Origin of the sequence: Alkalicoccus luteus (assembly GCF_052061695.1) — a bacterium.
Lineage (GTDB): Bacteria > Bacillota > Bacilli > Bacillales > Salisediminibacteriaceae > Alkalicoccus > Alkalicoccus luteus.
Genome location: NZ_JBPZEY010000011.1, coordinates 57,705 through 74,166 on the forward strand (window position 1 = coordinate 57,705; position 16,462 = coordinate 74,166).

Consider the following 16,462-nt stretch of genomic DNA (forward strand, 5'->3'; position numbering starts at 1 on the left):
AAAAATTATATCTTAAAAAATAAATTACTACACTGTTACACATTTAGCAATTACTATTTTCAAATTTTTATAAGATTCTGGATATACATGTAATTCAATCGTTCTTGTATGATATGATAAAAACCTTATGTACCAGTGTTTAGAGACTTTATTTAGATTACAGAAATATCTGACACCTAATAAAATCTTTTTTTCGTGAATTATGCTGCGATAGCGTTTATGAACGGTTTCACATGTTTTCCGGCTTCAACGAGGGGGTGGTTCATGTTCCCGATTTGATCCTCGCCTGATGACGGGATCCACTTTGATAATTATCTATTGGCACCGATATGCTGAAGAGGAGCGTTTTCGTTCGTTGAGGAAGCCTGCTTTGTTTTTATAAATGGCCCTGATCACTTTTCCATCCCCCCTCCAATAAAAAAAGCGGGCACAGGCCCGCTCAAAGTGTCGATAAAGTCGTTTTAAGTGAATATCGTTGCATCTGCCTGTATCTGCGGGCCCTCACTTTCCGGAGGGAACGGGCTCGGCTTTCCCTTCTTTCATCCGCCGGATCTTCGCCTCGTTCTGAGCCGAGATTCTTCGATGTCGGCAGCTGGCAGTGCGTTTCATGTGCCTGGTTACGAAGATACGATCGGCTTCCATAAAGATTGAACCTTCCCGACGAGACGTTTCGATGTTGAATAGGGATGCCAGTCCTTCATCGAATTCATGATAAACGTAAAAAAAGCAGTCGCGTCTGTCGTGACGTTGTTCTCCACGAATCAGAGTCGTTTTCCCGATGTGTCCGGCGGAGGCGCAAGTCTGAACGGGGACAGACCCGCTTCGTTTTCTTATACTGTTCGTCGTTTCCATCACCTCGTACCGCAGGTTCAGCGATGTAACACTAAGCTGCTCCCTGCTCAGGGGCTCGGTTATACTTTGTAAAAAGGGCCCCGACAATCAAAAGGACAAACGCTGCTGCAGCAGCGGGCGTTTCATAAGGCAAACTAAATGTATAAGGTACCGCTATGATAACTGCTGCGCTCAGCATACTTATTGGTGTGACGGCTGTTTTCCAGCCCTCTAATCCAGCCTTCCGTCTCCTGCGGATGCTCATAAAAGCAAACAGCGGCAGCAGCACCCAAAAAATGAGCCACATCGTGTTCATTCGTTACTCCCTTCCCTTTACCGGCCAAAGCTCCGGATACAGATTCCCTTCGTCAAAAAACAAATAAGACAATCAGTACAATAGCAGCGGCCTGAAGAATTGAAATAATAATCAGCTGGTCGGCAGACTGATTAACACCAGGGATGAACCTTCTGCCAAGAAAATTAATGGCTAACATGAACAGCAGCCCCATAGAGAAAATGACTGCAGCCTCCATGGCCCTCACCCCGCTTTTTTAAAAGTTTGTTATGTACCGGCTCTCTCCAGTATAAAGAAACGTCAGCCCGGCTGCCACACCAAAAAAGCAGAGCACCGGTTTACGGATACCTCTGCCTTCCTGTCGGCGCTTCTATTTTTTACTGCTTTCTTCCTGAGCAAGCAGTCTGTCTTCAAGCCGCTGAATTTTATCATGAAGCTCGTCATTCTCACGCTGCAGCTCCACGCCTTTTGACGAGTAGTATGGGTCGGTTTCCCACCAGTCCATTCCAATTTCTTTCGCCTTATCTACTGAGGCTACGAGCAGACGGATCCGAATCGTAATCAGCTCTACTTCAGCGAGGCTGATCGAAATATCGCCTGCAATCACCACACCTTTATCCAATACAGTTTCCAGCACATCGACAAGACTGTTTGAAGCCGTTGGGTGTTTTATCGCATCGAAATCTGACATGATCGAATCGACTCCTTTATAATAGGTTTCCGAGAGGCCCGAGATCAATATTCAGATCCTCTGCGGTCAATCCAAAATAGTCTTTCATCTCTTCCATTTTTTCTTCGAGTGTGTATAATGCTTCACCGAGTCTTTCAATTTCCTCATCTGTGAGCGTCCCGCTGTCCACTCGTCTCATTGCCTGCCGTTCGACAAGCTGTCGGACAAGCTCAATCACCGTCAATACCAGCTCGGCGAGGCCCTCCTGCGCCTTGTCAGGATCGAGCGACACTCGGCCCGGATGGCTGTTCAGCAGTTCCGGAGTTTGATTCATGTCGATTCCTCCTCAAGTTCGTGCTTGCGCTCTGTGCTTTTTATCAGCGTATCCACCGACGTCAGCAGGATACGCAGGTCCAGATAAACAAGGTCGATATCAGCTATGGAAATCATGATATCCCCTTTCAATACGACACCTTTTTCCAAAACGGCATCGAGAACATCCAGCAGCGCAACATCTTTATCTTTGTCCAGTTCCTGAAGCACCGGCTTCTCCTCCTAACTGGTCGTTTCTTTTTGTTCCAGCACCGCGAAATGATAGGGAGGCCAAGGTCCAGCCGCCTCAATTTGTATACCAGTTTCTTCTTTATTAAATTGATCCTGCTCGCTTCGTAAAATGTCAGCCGCTGCAGCAGCAGCTTCTGCATCTTTAAACAAGTAGACGCCGTTCCATACCATGTCCTCTGTCCGGCCGCTGAGCTTTTTCTCCCATACCTTTTTTCGGACTGAATCGGACGAATACGGCTCAAGCAGAGCGTGCAGCCGCTCGCCTATCTTTCGAAGCTCTTCATCTGCTTTCTCTTTCAACCAGTTGCCAAGCTTCTTCTTTTCAAAAAACTGTTTGCCTCTCGGCAGTTTTTCAATCTCTTCATATTTTGCTTGGATATCAGATTCGTTTTGTTGAAACTGCGGATCGAACTTAGCACGGTCCGCATAGAGCTTCATACTCCATTCCTGCTTTCCTTTCAGATCAGAAAATAATTGCTGCATCGTCGCAGCCCGCTCATCAAGTACTGTTTTCAAGCCGGCCGTTTGCTCATATACTGTCCCAAAGCTCAGCGGAATAACCATCGAAGCATGCTGCTGCAGTTCATGCATAATGTGGTGATGGTGATAAGCTCTGTCCTTCAGCCAATGCATATTTTCCACATTACCTTGCAGAGCCTCCTGCGAATAATCAGATTCAGGCACTTCACAACAGGCTGCAGAAACGCCGGACGACGTGACATAGGCCACTTCTGTCTGAGGTTCGATTCCGGGCAAGCCTGACTTCTCCTCGCCTTCCGGCACAAATCCGAAAACGTAAATTAGCGACATTGATTATCCCCCCTCCTGTTCCAGCTGTTTAGCAATCCGGTATCGTTCCAGCAGAATAGCTTCTTCACGGTCATATGCTTCCTCGGAGATATCTCCAAGCTCCAGCATCATCTGAAGCCGCGCCAGCTTCTTTTGAATCGTTTCCAGATCATACAGCTCTTTGTCGACTTCCTCTTTCACCTTTTCACCGACAAACTTTACTGTGTCAATTGGCCAGGTGAACAGTTTGAAAATCATGGGCTTCCTGCTTTCACTTTCAGATCAATAAAGTTGTAAGCCGGCCAGGGACCTGTATAGGAAAAATCGATCCGGTCCTTCCACTTTTCATAGATCCGGTTTACTTCTTTATCAAATGCTTCTTCCTTTTCAGCGTCAAGCAAGAATGCTGCGTTTAAGAGCATCCGTTCGTTTATCGTTTCGTTTGATTTAGCTGCATCAGCGATCTTTGCGAGCGGCTGGAATACTTCTTTTTCAAACTCCTCATGGAAGGACGTAACGAACTTTTTCGATGCTTCCCCTGCTGCCAGGTTTTCATAGTAAGTGGAAGGTCTCGAGCGGCTGTTCAGCTGCTGCTGCATTTTTTTAAGCGCCGGATTTTTCATCGCCTGCTCTTTCATCCACTCTTTTTTTCCCGTCAGCTTCAGACCAACTTCCATTTTCCCTTCGATTTTCGGGAAAATCTGTTTAAATTTTCCGTAAAGCTGACTGGCGAATTCCTTTACATCCGCCTCGGATTCTACAACGTTTCCGAAGCTCACGGGAATGACTGTACAGTCTTTCATGACAGCCGCTACCGTATCCTGGTGGGCTTTCGCATTTTTTCGATTCGGTTCATATATTTTGACCGGGGCTTCCGCTGCGACGACGCTTACGTCTTTATACGTGATCGTCCGGACCGGATACTCCGTCCCGTCAAACGTTACATGCCGTACCGCCGGCTTTTGCGCTCCCGGAACAACTGCAAACATATAAAATCCCATTTCTATTCCCCCTGCACTTCTTTAAGGCCTTTCCTGACTGCTGTCGCAGCCTGCTGAAAGTCCGGGGCACCGCCGAAACGAACAAGCTCTCCGCTCAAAATATCGGTGCATACCTCCGTAAACTCCTTATTGTCAGGCTCCAGCGCAATATTCGCTTTTTTCGCAACGGAGGTGATCATAAGCGCAGACCGAAGGCTCACAAACCCGTTTTCCGCATCTGTAGCATCTTTTATTTTACGGAGAAGGCTCCAGATCATTTTCGCATCCTTATGGCGTACTTCTGCACGCTTTTGAATGATCGTTTCCATCGTTTTTTGCGTATAGTGCACTTCCATCGTCACTAATCTGTCCATAAGCGCGTCCTGTTTCTCGAATACACCGGCATACTCCTCCGGATTAGATGTAAACAAGATCCGGAAATCGGGATGGACCTGGACGTAGCGCTTTTTCTGCTTCGTTCCGTAAAGCGGCACGAGGCCCTCTTCCAAAATAGATAAGAACAGGTTGTTCGTTTCCGCAGTAGAGCGGGAAAATTCGTCGTAGATTACCGTATGTCCTTTTTCACAAGCTTCCACCAGCCTGCCCGGCGTCCAGTCTTCCTTAATGTTTACCTCTTTTTTGTAAACTTGACGAATAAAATTATCCACAAGCTTGGTGCTCGTGACACCGGTGATCCCGCCTAAAAGATCCTCGTTATTCATCTCGTGGTTACCGGTGATGAGCGTCACCGGGCGTCCTCTGCTTTTTGCCGCTTCCATCGCGAGTGCTGTTTTCCCTGCTCCTGCCCGACCGGTAACATGAACCGGATATCCAGCTTCCAGAACCCTGGAAATCCGGTGAATGTAGTGGTTAATTTCATCGGTTTTAATATAGGATGCCTGTTCCCTTACAGGTTTTCTAGGCTCCTGCTTTTTCTCGGCAGGTTTTCCCAGTGATTGTGAGGGTGCGCTGCGCACTCCACCGGATTTTCTCGCGCTGATTTCCCGTCTTGTTTGTGCCTGCTTCTGCGCAGCCATACTTATTCTGCCTCCTGTTCCTGATAAATATCTGTTGAAGTTCGCTGTCTAAGCGCCGTTCGTTCAAAAGAAGTCACTTCATTTTTATTGTTAACACGTACCATATAGGTTCCGACCAGCTGGTCGCGGCCGTACCGCTTCATGTATTCTTTTTCTTCGATCATTTCCACGCCCACTTCCCAATAATTACCTTTATTGGAGATGGCCGTAATCCGAAGTACCGGGGACAGATGCTCTTCAAAAAAATCTTTGACTGCTTCAATCAGTTCATTTGCCTTCACGATAATCCCTCCTTCACTGCATGGTAAAGAGGAGGACGATCCTGCCGTCCTCCTAAGCTGTCTATTCGTTATGCAAAGTTAAGCTGTTCTCTGCCGCTGTCAGATAAATCGCTGTCAATTTCGCCTTGTACTTCGTCCCGCAGCAGTCCAACCGCTTCTGCGTATCGCAGCCACGTATCAACACTTGCAATAACGACACGTGCTTCAATCGTAATCAGCTCAATGCCGACTAGTGAAATTCGCGCGTACAAGTCGATGACAATCCCTTTATCAAGAATCCGGTCGATAACCTCTGCAAGACTGGACGAATCGGTGCTCTTCTGAATAGCCATGTTCCTATCTCTCCTTCTTTCATTATTTTTATACTAATACTTTTTCAGCTGTGCCGCCCCTTTAATGCGGCTCGCCCCCTTCACGCTGGAGTATCCCTTGATGTCACTGGCCTTTTTAACCCCGTCTCCACCGTCAGATTCATGACTGCTCAGGGCGTTATCCTTTACTTCTTCCTTCGCATTCTCTGCCTGGCCTTTCAACTCGTGTTTAATGTCTTCTGTTCGTTCTTTCGCTTTTTCAGCTGTTTCTTTCAGCTTCTCGCCGGCTTCTTCAAAGTTTTCTTTAAACTCTTCTTTCTTCTCTTTTGCATGCTGAAATTTGTCATACAAATCCTTCGCAATCTTGAAGGCAGATTCCGCCCGGTCTACCTCCGGAAAATGATCTTCCAATGAATCTACCGCATCTTCTGCATCGTCTTTTACTTCGTCTTTTACTTTTTCTTTTACCTTTTTTGCTTTTTCTATGATCCCGTCGGAGGACTCTTCTTCTGCCATGAAAGCACCTCCTTTATGAGGACTCTTTTACTTTCCCTAAAAAGAAACCATCTACTTCCTTCAGCTTCCCGCGCCAGAGAACGGCTCCTTTAGATGGGAGGGCCGTCCCTGATTCATCGAACAATTTGGCGTCTGCAATATGAATATAATTAATTTCCGGTTCTTCTCCGGAGCTGAGCTTCTCCGCAGCTTTCTCGAGACTTTCATAAATTCCTTTATCTGCATCGAGATCAGTATCAAACGCCTCTTTAAATTCTGTGAAATAACGCTCAGCGCCAATGAGGTCGCCGCTGATAATAGAGCCATTCACATTGACTGTTACCGGAAGTGTGTAGTCTTCATTGTCATTGCATGCTTCGATCATCATCTGAAGAATAACGTCTTTTTCATTTTTTATTCCCGGCATAGCGCAGCTCCTTCTGTTAGTTCTATTTCTTTTTCGAAGATCCGGACTTGCCTTCTACTTCCGTTTCTTTTCCGGACCCGCTTTCCTCTTCTTCCTCTTCTTCTGATTCATCTTCCTCTTCTTCATCATCATCTTCTTCCTCGTCGGACGAATCAGAATTTGAGGCGATGAGCTTTTCCAGCTTTTCTTCAAGGCTGTTAATCCGGTCTTTCAATTGTTCATTTTCTTCTTCTGTACTGCTTTTTTCTTCGCTTTCCTCAGATTGATTGTCGTCTTCCGTTTCTTCCTCTTCTTCGTTTTCGTTCTCGTCATCCTCTTCTTTACTGCCGTCTGCACCAAGAAGCTTTTTAATCGGCTCCTTTACTTTCTGTTTCAGGGAGCCGCCTGACCCGGATGCTGTTTCTTTCAGCTTTCCAGCCAGGCTGGCACTCTTTTGCTTCCATTCCTCTTTATCAATTGTTTCCCACTTATCCATCAGCTTCTCCCGGTTTTTCGGACTGAAATAGTAGCCGGCGGCTCCACCGATGACGGCTCCTACAAATGTAGATTTAATAGTGCCCGGCCCTTTGCTGCCGGATTCTTTTTCCTGCTGCTTCTCGTCTTTTTCTTCTTCTGCCATAATGAAAAACCGCCTTTCAATTATTTTTTATCTGCGAGCTCGGACACCATTTTTTCCAACCGGTCCAGGCGCTCGTTTAAATCATTGTTCTCCTTCTCGGCTTGTTGATCGTTGGACTTATTCCCAGAGCCAAGAAGCTTATCTTTACCGGCTTCCATCAGCTTTTGAGCCGGACCGCTGTCCATATTTTGAAAATAGCCATCCACCTGTTTTCTGAGATTGTTGGAAGCCTGTTCGATCAGCATGTCCTGAAGCGTTCGCCTCACCTGAAATCCAAGTGCTCTTGCTGCCTCCGTTTTTGCTGCTTTGGAAAGCAGAGTTCGGGCACCTTTACTGCTGGATAGAAATCCAATACCTGCACCTATAAGAGAACCCGTAAGTACATAGCTTTTATCTTGACTGTTCTGTTCATCCGACATTCCGTACCCTCCTTAAATAGTGACAATTAATGTCCTATACCACTTCCTGTCATGAATTATGCAGAAAAACAGTTAAATATTCCTTTAATATATTCTTTTACACAATATATCGTTAGTACAAAGGATGATTAATATCTGTATAACGAACGTAGATGAATAAAATGTAACTAATGAACGAATTATCTGTGTTCCGCTCCTTATCATCGACTGGAAATATGCCTATTACCCAATTCAACAAGACAGCTTCCATTTCGGAACGTCGATCACGTTACCACGGATAACTGCCTTTAATTGGCCTGTTCATGAAAACACTCGCTTTCGAAGAGAAACGACTCGGTTTTTTCCTCCTGCTGTCTACCACGGCATACCTGTATTTTCATTAATATGTAACGCTTCGGACCGGTAATCGTCAAACAAAAAAAGAGCGGGCTCTCGAAAGAGCTCCGCTTGCTGTGACAGTAAATTCAGTTCGTATTCATGTCTGTAAAACAGTCTTCTTTGTTCACGATTGAACGAAAGAAGCGACGGTTTCCACTTGGGCTGTGTGCGGAAACATATCAACAGGCTGCAGCGATTCAAGCCGGTAGCCTCCTCGTTCAGCTAACACCGCAGCATTTTTTGCCAATGTCGACGGGTTGCAGGATACGTATACCAGTCGCCTGGGTTTTATTTTTGTTAGTGTTTTCAGCAGACTATCAGCCAAACCGGTACGAGGCGGATCGACGATTATGACGTCTGCTTTCCATCCATCATTTTCCCAAGCCGGCAGCACATCCTCTGCTCTGCCAGTTTCAAATGAAAGATTGCTCAATCCATTCAGGCAAGCATTATGCTCCGCATCGCTGATCGCATCCTGAACCGTATCCATACCCCTGACCTCATGCGCCTGCCCGGCTGCCCATATGCCTATCGTTCCCGTTCCGCAGTAAGCATCTACTACATTTTCCGAGCCGGTCAGATTTGCTGCTCTTATTGCTTCGGTATACAGCGCAATCGTCTGAGACGGGTTCAGCTGAAAAAAGGCTCTGGCTGAGAGCTCAAATACGTTTCCTGATAACGTTTCCCGGATACTAGTTTCTCCAGCGAGAGGAATGGTTTTCTCTCCGAACACGAGAGGGGTTTTCTTCTCATTAATATTTTGCATGATGGATGTCAGGTTTGGGAGCCTGCTGCGTATTTCAGATAAAAAGGCTTCTTTTTCGGGAAATGTTTCAGATGCTGTGACGAGGACGAGCTGAGTTTCATTTGTATGAAATCCCTGCCTGGTTACAATCGTCCGCAGAAAACCTTTATGCTTTTTCGGATGGTAGATCGATATGCCGCAGGCCTCGGCCGCTTCCTTCACTTCATTGGTGACGTGATCGATCGTTTCGTGCTGGACGATACAAGCGTCGATGTTCAACAGTCGGTTGCTGTGTTTTTCGTACAAACCGGCGATCACGTGCCCGTTCAGCATGCCGGCCTGCATTTGCCCCTTATTGCGATATCGCCATGGATGCTCCATGCCAATCGTTTCTTTTAATAAAGAAGCCGTTTTAATTGACGTATACCGCTCAAATGACTGGCGGACGAGATCCTGTTTTTCGCGCAGCTGCGCTTCATAAGACAAATGCTGCAGCTGGCACCCGCCGCAGCGGTCATATACCGGGCACGGTGCCTTCTGCCTGTCAGGAGAAGATTTACGAATCTTGACGAGCTTTGCCCGTGCAAATTTAGAGGACACGCTGACTGTTTCACAGACAACCTCTTCCCCCGGCAGCGCTCCATCCACGAACACAACCTGTTTCTTAAAAAAGCCGACGCCTTCTCCATCGATCCCGAGCCGCTTTATCGTAAGTGGGAAACGCTGGCCTTTCTTTATGGTCACTTGTTTTTGAGCCACAGTTATTCTCCTTTCTATAGAGGCGGACTTTCAATGCTTTCCCATAGATAAAGGGCAGCGTATGTCCGATAAGGAGGCCACGCTTTTGCAACGTAATCCAATTCTTCTGCCTTTGGCTTTTGATCTAAACCTCTCAATTTTTTCCATCCGTTTTGAAGCCCAATATCCTGAACAGGAAATAAATCCAGCTCACCCAGCCCGAACATGAGAAAATTTTCAGCAGTCCATCGACCGATTCCGCGAACCGCTTTTAACGCTGCAACTGCTTCTTCTTTATCCTTAAGGACAAGTGAGTCGAGCGACAAACGCCCCTCAGCGATCAGCGCGGAAGTATCAATGACATATTCCGCTTTTCTGCCGCTGAACTGCAATTCCCTTAGATCAGCTACACCCAGTGCGGCGGTGGTTTCCGGATATGGATAGAACCAGACACCGCTTTTCTCAAATCCTGTTTCATGCACAAACCGTGTGCTCAGTGTAAAGGCAAAGGTCATGTTCAGCTGCTGATGAATGATCGTTTTAACGAGAGAGCCGTACCGCTGAAAATCACATATAAACGGAGTATGACGAAATTGTTGAAAGAGCGGATCCAATTCCGTTCCTTTAAACGCATCGGCTACCGCGCCTAAATCTGTTTCCCACTGAAACAGTCGCGCAACTTCAGAAGTGACTGCTTTTTCGTCCGCTTCGTCCCATTCCAGCTGAAAAACGGGCCGCTCCATTGAGCCAGTCTGCAGCATCCGCACCGGCACCGGTTTATCGTCAATCCAAAGCGGTACGAACAGTTCCTGATGCTCATGATTAAGTTGAAGAAGCGGGTCAATGGACAACCGTTTCAACGCCTGATCGAACCGGTATGGTCGTACAAGCTCAATTGTTACTGTAGCCACGTTGATCAGCTCCTTCTGTTAGCAGGTATCGTATGGACTGTACTGTTTACAAAGTGAAAAAATGCCGTACCGTTTTTCCGCAGTTCCAGTTTCGTAATGCCAGTGTTTGAGATCATGTATGGATTGTGCACCTCAGGCCAGCTGTCCCCGGCTGATAAATACATCAGCAAAATACTGATAAATCCGCCATGTGAAACAGCAGCAGCTACGGCTTCGTCTTCATGCGAGCAAAGCAGCCTGACTATCTTTCTGCATCTGTCTGTTAATTGTTCGAAGTTTTCTGTGCCCGGTATTCCCGAGGCTGCAAGTCTTTTTTTCTTTAACTCCGGATAAGCAGCTATAATTTCATGTTTCGTTCTGCCCTCAAGCGGACCAAGAGCCGCTTCTCTGAACAACGCAGATTCTTTTACTCGCAATGAGCGCGTTTCAGCGAGGTAAGCAGCCGTTTGGGATGCCCGCTCAAGGTCGCTGGCGTAAATGGCATCCAAGTGTACCTGCTCCATCCAGGCTGCAGCAGCTTTCCCTTCCTTTTTCCCTAATGAAGAAAGTGGATAGTCAGACTGTCCTTGAATGATACCGCCTGCGTTTGCTTCAGACTGACCGTGCCGGATCAAATAAATCGTAGGCATGCCCGGTCACTCCTCTTCCCTGCGATACTGACGGCATTTTTCTTCGAGCTCTTCCAGCATGAGAATCATCCGGTCAATATCCTCCACTTCCGTCCGCTCAAGATCAAGCTGATCTACCATATTTGAGAGTCGCTCCATGCGGTCATGAAGGCTCGTCCATTTTTCCTGCTTGTTCATCTATGATGCTCCTTTCCTTATCCAATGTACCATTCTATCACGCCAGCCCAGAAACTCAATTATATTCCTGCACTCTCTTTACGAAAAACCTCCTGCAAGTCGCCTGAAGCTGTTAAACTATGAATGGCAGAAGCAAAACTCCTGCTTTAAAACAGGTATGGAAAGCAGAAAGGACGATAGAATGACGAATATAACGAAGATATCCCCTGCAAATGATCCGTGGGAAGCATATATGGATCAGACTGAGTTTGGCCGGGCTGTCTTATCAAATATAGAAATTACGACAACGAACCTTTGCAATATGCGCTGTGAACACTGTGCTGTCGGCTACAGTCTGCAGCAAAAGGATCCCGATGCACTCTCATTTGAGCGTATTAAGGAAAGCCTGGACACTGTGCCGTTTCTGCGCGCATTCAGTATCACCGGAGGAGAGCCAATGCTGAACATGAGATCCGTACGTCATTATGTGGTGCCTCTGCTCCGCTATGCACATGAACGAGGTGCGCGTACGCAAATTAATTCTAACTTAACGATGCCGCTGAAGCGGTACGAAGAAATTTTACCTTACCTGGATGTGCTGCATATTTCCCACAATTACGGAAGTATCGAGGATTTTTCAGATATCGGTTTTGCTGTTATGGAGAAAAAACCGCCGGAGCAAGTGCGGGAGAAAGCCTTCCGCACTATGGTGGAAAACAGTTTGGAGCTAAGCCGGCGCGGCGTGATGATTTCAGCTGAAACGATGTTGAATAAACGAACGCTGCCTCATTTAGAATCGATCCATGAACAAATTGTCTCGATGGGGGCTGCCCGGCATGAAGTTCATCCGATGTATCCAACCAGCTTCGCTGCCCACCTTGAAACTTCTTCACTTGATGACATTCGAGACGGGATCCATCGGCTTCTCGATGTACGCAATCCAGACGTTTGGATGCTGTTCGGCACCTTGCCTTTTTATGCGTGCAGCTCAGATAAACGGGATTTAGAACTGCTGCAGAGGCTTCAGGCAGAGCCAAACGTTACCGTCAGAAACGATCCCGATGGACGGTCACGCTTAAATTTAAACATTTTTGACGGGTCCATTCATGTCACGGACTTTCATGCTGACGGCGAGCTTGGAACAATTGATGACCACACCCTGCCGGAAGCATTCCATAAGTGGCAGCAGTCCAAAACTGCAGCTTCTTTATCGTGCCACTGTCCCGCTGTTTCCTGCCTTGGTCCGAATTTGCTCGTGAAAAACACCTACTACCCGGAGACCGACTTTCGCACTCGTCATGCAGCTATATCCTATGAACGGACTGATACAGCTGATATTTAGCAGGTCTTCGGCTCCAGGAGAATCAGAACGCAGCGAAGACCCGGCGGACAGCAGGAGGAAGCGGTTAGCTGAGGCCGTTCCCTCCGGAAAGCGAGTGTCCGCAGATGCAGGCAGATGCAAGGTTATTCACCTGAAATTACTTTATCAACAGCCTGAAAAGCGCAGAGGCCTGAGCCTCTGCGCTTTATTAAATGCTGAATCAGCTGTACGCCTGCCGGTCCTGGCCGATAAGGCGCTCACACTGGCGGTGTCTCATGCTGAATATTTTAAGCGGGTCGTAAAAGTATTCCGGGTGCTCATGAAGCCGCTGTAATTCTGTCCGCGTTTCAGCAAGCGCTGTTTCATACTCTTCCATTACCTGCTCAATATGAAGAATGACATCAGTAAAGGCTGAATCGACATCCGCACGGATCGCTTTTTCAAATAGATCAAATTCAAAGAACAGCTTATAGGAAAGTGACTCCGCTGTATCCTGAAAATCATCATTCTCCAGAAGACGCTTGTACTGCTGAAGTAAAAATGACTTGCTCTGCTGCATCTCTCCAAAAAATTTGCCGACATTACGCAGCATGATTTGCTTCGGCTCCAGTCTGCCCATAATGTTCTCTTCTGGAAGCTCCGTCCGGTTAATCATGCGCGTTAAGTCTCGGCGCCAGTCTTCCAGCAGAGCAAAATCCAGCTGAAGCTGCATTTTTTCTTCGCCGATCATACTGTTTAAGCTTTCATTGTTTTCATCCAGATACAGCTGGGATTCCTGGAGCTCTTGTTCTGTATTTTTCAGCCATCCTTGAAGCGAACGGCGGAAAATTGGGAAAAGCTCGTCGTCAACGAAGGCGCGCAGACGAGTATTCATCGCCGCATTCAAATCTTCGTGAAGATTTTTAACCGGCTTTTCCTCATCTTCAAGCACATCTTCACTCGCTTTAATTAAAGAAGGCACATTGGACTCAAACTGCTCCTTTTGCATCTGCTTCATTTTCTGATAGGTGCCGACAATGCTCTGCTGCTTTTCAGAAAGTGTGTCTGTCAGCGTATTGCGAAGCCCTTTAAATCGGCTGAGCATTTCTTCATAAAACTGAATGTCCTGCTCAAGAGAATTTTCGACTGACCGCTGCTGAGCTTCGAGCCGGTCAAGCAGTCGTTTTGCAGCTCGAGCAAGCTCAGCTGCCGTCCGCTCAGCGCGATCAGAATCTGTGCGGATTGCCTCCAGCCACTTTACACGGTCAAATGTTAACCCGTCCCGCTGGTCCATCATCGTACTTAAGCCCGGAATAGCAGCCAGGTCTTCACGGAGCGGCTCCGTCGTTCCTGAAGGATCAAGCTCCTCAGCTTCCACCCAGGAAGCCATTGATTCCAGTAACCGGAGCATTTCTTCAACGGCAAGCGATGCATGCTCTGTTTCTTCATCCAATGGACTTGTGAGCACGGATTCTTTTTCAGGATAAATCTCTTCCCATGCCGCTTGAGCTGCTACAGCAAGAACCGCATTCTGTCCGTCCGACAGCATTTCCCAATGCCGGAGAAGCTCCGGCATAACCGGTTCCATCTCTGACTCCATGAACACCCCATTTGTCAGATCGAGGTAGACATCATGGTGCAGTGCTGCCATCTGCTCCCAGTCAGGTCTTCGAGTCAATTCAATGGATGCAAAGATCCCGTTCATCGCTGCCACCCAGTAAATAAACTGATCCGTGCCGCGGTAAACTGTCGTAAGTGCTCCCATAAAGTCCTGGAACAGCCGGTGGTCTTTCTCTGCCAGGTCTTTAGCCGGAAGATCAAAATACTCCGGAGAAAAAGACGCTGTGTAACCGGATGTTATGTACCCGTGCAGATGACGATACCAGCTTAAATCATTCGTTCTGGCCCCCTCTTTAACGGCAAGGTCCACTGCTTTGTTCCAATCTTTATAATCCTCGTAGATGGTTCTTGCAAGATCAGATACACCTGGATAATCCGGATCGATATCAAGAGCAAGCTCTAAGTATTCATATACTTTCGCCTGATCTTTTTCTTCTGCGTAAATGGAGAGAAGTTGTAAAGCCGTTTCGCTTCTAAGCACACTGTCTTCTGTTTTTACAGAAAGATACTTGCTTTTCGCTTCTTCCATCCACCCGGAATCGTAGTGCGCATCACCAATGTTTTTCACTGCCCAACCGTGCAGCTCTCCTTGAACTTGCTCCCATTTAAATACTGCAGCCTCTAAATCCTGATGGTGATAGTAGACCTCTCCCTGTGCAAATCGAATATCGTCTTCTTCGCCTTCTCCTATCTTTAACGAGTCTGCCAGGAGATTCCCCAGCCGGCTGACCGGAAACTGATGATATTCTTCACCTGCAACTTGTTTATAATACGTTTTTTGAACAAGTGCCTCTGCCTGCGTCATATTATGATCCCTCCACGATGCCTGTTTGCCTGATGTTCCGGCTTATCCCGAAAGCATAGGTCTTTCATTGATATATTCGATGATAAAGACGTTTTTCCTGCGGGTCTGTTTCATTTTTTCGAGTCTTCCATAATATTTATGCTTCTCCAACCGCCGAAGCGGTAATAAGCAGCAGCAATCAAGGCACTCAAGACTAAGGAAGCGCCCATGCCAATGCCGATGCCGGCTTCACCAAACATCGAAGCTGCGAGATAGGTCAGTGGAAACCGGAGAATCCAAAATGAAATAACATTCAAAATAAATACCTGCATCATTCCCCCGGCAGCACGGACAACACCGTTTAGGACGAAGTTAATCCCAAGAAACGGGTAGAAAAACGCAACTGTCTGGACATACATCGTGCCGAATGCCACGGTTTCCGGATCTTGCACGAACAACCCGACCGCCCATTCTGCACTGAAAAAAACAGCTGCGCTTAGACTGACGGAAACGATCGCGATCAGCGTCAGTCCGCTTCTCGTTATATCTCCAACACGGCCCCACTTATCAGCGCCGATATTTTGACCTGCCATGCTGTTGATCGCAGATCCTAACGTCAGTGCTGGAATCATAATGAGACTGTCTAACCGCTGAGCAGCTCCGAAGCCTGCCGTGACTTCATCACCGAAGCTCGTAACAACCGTCATGATTGCCAGCACACCGCCAGAAATAACCATCATGGAAAGACCGGATGGAAGGCCGAGCTTAAATATCCTTCTTGCTTGCTCAGCAGCGGGCAGTGACGGCAAGGAAAATGGAACCCCTCCCTTTGTAACTGAATAAATAAGCCCATACAAAAAGGCAGTTCCCTGCGACAGAATCGTAGCATAAGCAGCTCCGGCGATCCCTAAATCCAATACAGCGATAAAAATGGGGTCCAATACTGCATTCAGTATCACGGCCAACAGGACGAACCTTACCGGGGTTTTACTATCTCCAAGCGCTCTCAGCACGGTCGCAATAAAGTTATAGCCAAAAAGAAATAAAATTCCAACAAAGTTTATGCGAAGATAAAGCGCAGCAAGCGGCAGCGTCTCTGCCGGAGTACCCATTGCATTCAAGATCCATTCAGCTGATACAAAGCCAATGACCCCGAGAATAAGAGCGAGGGACCCGAGAATCACCACAAACGCATTCAACGCCTTCTTTAATCCATCATCGTTCCCGGCACCTTTATACTGGGAGAGTACCGTCAATGCAGACGTATTAATTCCGATGATGAACGATAAAATCGTAAAAATGACAACGCCTGATACAGCAGTCGCTGCCAATGCACTTGGGCCGAGCAGATTTCCTACCCATAATGAATCAATCACTTGATACGAAGTCTGCAGGATATTCGTTAAAAAGATCGGCGAAGAGAACAGAATCATTTTTTTCATGATGCTGCCTTTCGTGAAGTCGTACTGCTTTCCCGCCATGA

General features: G+C 47.1%; 22 protein-coding genes. 1 reads left to right on the forward strand and 21 read right to left on the reverse strand.

What is annotated here, in order from left to right:
* Positions 1–883: 883 nt before the first annotated feature.
* The 19 genes from ACSZLD_RS14080 to ACSZLD_RS14170 form a co-directional block, all read right to left on the reverse strand.
* The gene (locus ACSZLD_RS14080) at positions 884–1,147 is read right to left on the reverse strand and encodes a hypothetical protein (RefSeq protein WP_377907706.1); all 264 of its coding nucleotides are present in this window, start codon (positions 1,145–1,147) and stop codon (positions 884–886) included.
* A gap of 52 nt (positions 1,148–1,199) precedes the next feature.
* The gene (locus ACSZLD_RS14085) at positions 1,200–1,364 is read right to left on the reverse strand and encodes a hypothetical protein (protein ID WP_377907705.1); all 165 of its coding nucleotides are present in this window, start codon (positions 1,362–1,364) and stop codon (positions 1,200–1,202) included.
* A 132-nt stretch (positions 1,365–1,496) separates the two neighbouring features.
* Positions 1,497–1,817 (reverse strand): gas vesicle protein, encoded by a 321-nt coding sequence (locus ACSZLD_RS14090; protein ID WP_377907704.1) that lies wholly within the window; start codon positions 1,815–1,817, stop codon positions 1,497–1,499.
* A 16-nt stretch (positions 1,818–1,833) separates the two neighbouring features.
* Positions 1,834–2,130, reverse strand: coding sequence for a gas vesicle protein K (locus tag ACSZLD_RS14095; RefSeq protein WP_377907703.1), 297 nt, complete (start codon positions 2,128–2,130; stop codon positions 1,834–1,836).
* Positions 2,127–2,339, reverse strand: coding sequence for a gas vesicle protein (locus ACSZLD_RS14100; RefSeq protein ID WP_377907702.1), 213 nt, complete (start codon positions 2,337–2,339; stop codon positions 2,127–2,129). Before ACSZLD_RS14100 ends, ACSZLD_RS14095 begins: the two co-directional genes overlap by 4 nt.
* 12 nt (positions 2,340–2,351) lie before the next feature.
* Positions 2,352–3,170, reverse strand: coding sequence for a GvpL/GvpF family gas vesicle protein (locus ACSZLD_RS14105; RefSeq protein ID WP_377907701.1), 819 nt, complete (start codon positions 3,168–3,170; stop codon positions 2,352–2,354).
* Positions 3,171–3,173: 3 nt separating this feature from the next.
* On the reverse strand, positions 3,174–3,407 hold the full coding sequence (locus ACSZLD_RS14110; RefSeq protein ID WP_377907700.1) for a gas vesicle protein GvpG: 234 nt from the start codon (positions 3,405–3,407) through the stop codon (positions 3,174–3,176).
* The gene (locus ACSZLD_RS14115; RefSeq protein WP_444685556.1) at positions 3,404–4,150 is read right to left on the reverse strand and encodes a GvpL/GvpF family gas vesicle protein; all 747 of its coding nucleotides are present in this window, start codon (positions 4,148–4,150) and stop codon (positions 3,404–3,406) included. Before ACSZLD_RS14115 ends, ACSZLD_RS14110 begins: the two co-directional genes overlap by 4 nt.
* Positions 4,151–4,152: 2 nt before the next feature.
* Complete coding sequence (gvpN, locus tag ACSZLD_RS14120; RefSeq protein ID WP_377907698.1) at positions 4,153–5,166, reverse strand: gas vesicle protein GvpN; 1,014 nt, start codon at positions 5,164–5,166, stop codon at positions 4,153–4,155.
* A gap of 2 nt (positions 5,167–5,168) precedes the next feature.
* On the reverse strand, positions 5,169–5,447 hold the full coding sequence (locus tag ACSZLD_RS14125) for a gas vesicle protein GvpR (RefSeq protein ID WP_377907697.1): 279 nt from the start codon (positions 5,445–5,447) through the stop codon (positions 5,169–5,171).
* 68 nt (positions 5,448–5,515) lie between these two features.
* The gene (gvpA, locus tag ACSZLD_RS14130) at positions 5,516–5,779 is read right to left on the reverse strand and encodes a gas vesicle structural protein GvpA (protein WP_168006768.1); all 264 of its coding nucleotides are present in this window, start codon (positions 5,777–5,779) and stop codon (positions 5,516–5,518) included.
* Positions 5,780–5,812: 33 nt separating this feature from the next.
* Positions 5,813–6,274, reverse strand: a complete 462-nt coding sequence (locus ACSZLD_RS14135; RefSeq protein WP_377907696.1) for a hypothetical protein — start codon at positions 6,272–6,274, stop codon at positions 5,813–5,815.
* 13 nt (positions 6,275–6,287) lie between these two features.
* Positions 6,288–6,680: a gas vesicle accessory protein GvpU gene (gene gvpU / locus ACSZLD_RS14140; protein WP_377907695.1), complete on the reverse strand. Its 393-nt coding sequence runs from the start codon at positions 6,678–6,680 to the stop codon at positions 6,288–6,290.
* Between the two features lie 22 nt (positions 6,681–6,702).
* A complete protein-coding gene (gene gvpT, locus ACSZLD_RS14145) occupies positions 6,703–7,299 on the reverse strand; it encodes a GvpT/GvpP family gas vesicle accessory protein (protein ID WP_444685557.1) in 597 nt (198 codons plus the stop codon).
* A 20-nt stretch (positions 7,300–7,319) separates the two neighbouring features.
* Complete coding sequence (locus tag ACSZLD_RS14150) at positions 7,320–7,718, reverse strand: hypothetical protein (RefSeq protein WP_377907693.1); 399 nt, start codon at positions 7,716–7,718, stop codon at positions 7,320–7,322.
* Positions 7,719–8,220: 502 nt separating this feature from the next.
* Complete coding sequence (gene rlmD / locus ACSZLD_RS14155; protein ID WP_444685589.1) at positions 8,221–9,606, reverse strand: 23S rRNA (uracil(1939)-C(5))-methyltransferase RlmD; 1,386 nt, start codon at positions 9,604–9,606, stop codon at positions 8,221–8,223.
* 8 nt (positions 9,607–9,614) lie between these two features.
* A complete protein-coding gene (locus tag ACSZLD_RS14160; RefSeq protein ID WP_377907692.1) occupies positions 9,615–10,490 on the reverse strand; it encodes a DNA-3-methyladenine glycosylase family protein in 876 nt (291 codons plus the stop codon).
* A 5-nt stretch (positions 10,491–10,495) separates the two neighbouring features.
* Positions 10,496–11,119, reverse strand: a complete 624-nt coding sequence (locus ACSZLD_RS14165; protein ID WP_444685558.1) for a histidine phosphatase family protein — start codon at positions 11,117–11,119, stop codon at positions 10,496–10,498.
* 6 nt (positions 11,120–11,125) lie between these two features.
* Positions 11,126–11,296, reverse strand: coding sequence for an SE1561 family protein (locus ACSZLD_RS14170; RefSeq protein WP_444685559.1), 171 nt, complete (start codon positions 11,294–11,296; stop codon positions 11,126–11,128).
* A 181-nt stretch (positions 11,297–11,477) separates the two neighbouring features.
* Between ACSZLD_RS14170 and yfkAB the strand changes: the two genes are divergently transcribed.
* Positions 11,478–12,617, forward strand: a complete 1,140-nt coding sequence (gene yfkAB, locus ACSZLD_RS14175) for a radical SAM/CxCxxxxC motif protein YfkAB (RefSeq protein ID WP_444685560.1) — start codon at positions 11,478–11,480, stop codon at positions 12,615–12,617.
* Between the two features lie 199 nt (positions 12,618–12,816).
* On the opposite strand, the gene ACSZLD_RS14180 is transcribed toward yfkAB, so the two are convergent.
* Both ACSZLD_RS14180 and ACSZLD_RS14185 read right to left on the reverse strand, forming a co-directional pair.
* Positions 12,817–15,000, reverse strand: a complete 2,184-nt coding sequence (locus ACSZLD_RS14180) for a tetratricopeptide repeat protein (protein WP_444685561.1) — start codon at positions 14,998–15,000, stop codon at positions 12,817–12,819.
* 110 nt (positions 15,001–15,110) lie between these two features.
* Complete coding sequence (locus tag ACSZLD_RS14185; protein ID WP_444685562.1) at positions 15,111–16,460, reverse strand: MATE family efflux transporter; 1,350 nt, start codon at positions 16,458–16,460, stop codon at positions 15,111–15,113.
* Positions 16,461–16,462 lie beyond the last annotated feature (2 nt).

Bases quoted from the DNA above. Each gene is read 5' to 3' on its own strand.
- ACSZLD_RS14165 (WP_444685558.1), bottom strand. From the start codon at position 11,119: ATGCCTACGATTTATTTGATCCGGCACGGTCAGTCTGAAGCAAACGCA.
- ACSZLD_RS14090 (WP_377907704.1), bottom strand. From the start codon at position 1,817: ATGTCAGATTTCGATGCGATAAAACACCCAACGGCTTCAAACAGTCTT.
- gvpT (WP_444685557.1), bottom strand. From the start codon at position 7,299: ATGGCAGAAGAAGAAAAAGACGAGAAGCAGCAGGAAAAAGAATCCGGC.
- ACSZLD_RS14095 (WP_377907703.1), bottom strand. From the start codon at position 2,130: ATGAATCAAACTCCGGAACTGCTGAACAGCCATCCGGGCCGAGTGTCG.
- gvpA (WP_168006768.1), bottom strand. From the start codon at position 5,779: ATGGCTATTCAGAAGAGCACCGATTCGTCCAGTCTTGCAGAGGTTATC.
- ACSZLD_RS14150 (WP_377907693.1), bottom strand. From the start codon at position 7,718: ATGTCGGATGAACAGAACAGTCAAGATAAAAGCTATGTACTTACGGGT.
- ACSZLD_RS14105 (WP_377907701.1), bottom strand. From the start codon at position 3,170: ATGTCGCTAATTTACGTTTTCGGATTTGTGCCGGAAGGCGAGGAGAAG.
- ACSZLD_RS14180 (WP_444685561.1), bottom strand. From the start codon at position 15,000: ATGACGCAGGCAGAGGCACTTGTTCAAAAAACGTATTATAAACAAGTT.
- ACSZLD_RS14080 (WP_377907706.1), bottom strand. From the start codon at position 1,147: ATGAACACGATGTGGCTCATTTTTTGGGTGCTGCTGCCGCTGTTTGCT.
- ACSZLD_RS14110 (WP_377907700.1), bottom strand. From the start codon at position 3,407: ATGATTTTCAAACTGTTCACCTGGCCAATTGACACAGTAAAGTTTGTC.
- ACSZLD_RS14085 (WP_377907705.1), bottom strand. From the start codon at position 1,364: ATGGAGGCTGCAGTCATTTTCTCTATGGGGCTGCTGTTCATGTTAGCC.
- gvpU (WP_377907695.1), bottom strand. From the start codon at position 6,680: ATGCCGGGAATAAAAAATGAAAAAGACGTTATTCTTCAGATGATGATC.
- gvpN (WP_377907698.1), bottom strand. From the start codon at position 5,166: ATGGCTGCGCAGAAGCAGGCACAAACAAGACGGGAAATCAGCGCGAGA.
- ACSZLD_RS14135 (WP_377907696.1), bottom strand. From the start codon at position 6,274: ATGGCAGAAGAAGAGTCCTCCGACGGGATCATAGAAAAAGCAAAAAAG.
- ACSZLD_RS14170 (WP_444685559.1), bottom strand. From the start codon at position 11,296: ATGAACAAGCAGGAAAAATGGACGAGCCTTCATGACCGCATGGAGCGA.
- ACSZLD_RS14115 (WP_444685556.1), bottom strand. From the start codon at position 4,150: ATGGGATTTTATATGTTTGCAGTTGTTCCGGGAGCGCAAAAGCCGGCG.
- ACSZLD_RS14185 (WP_444685562.1), bottom strand. From the start codon at position 16,460: ATGGCGGGAAAGCAGTACGACTTCACGAAAGGCAGCATCATGAAAAAA.
- yfkAB (WP_444685560.1), top strand. From the start codon at position 11,478: ATGACGAATATAACGAAGATATCCCCTGCAAATGATCCGTGGGAAGCA.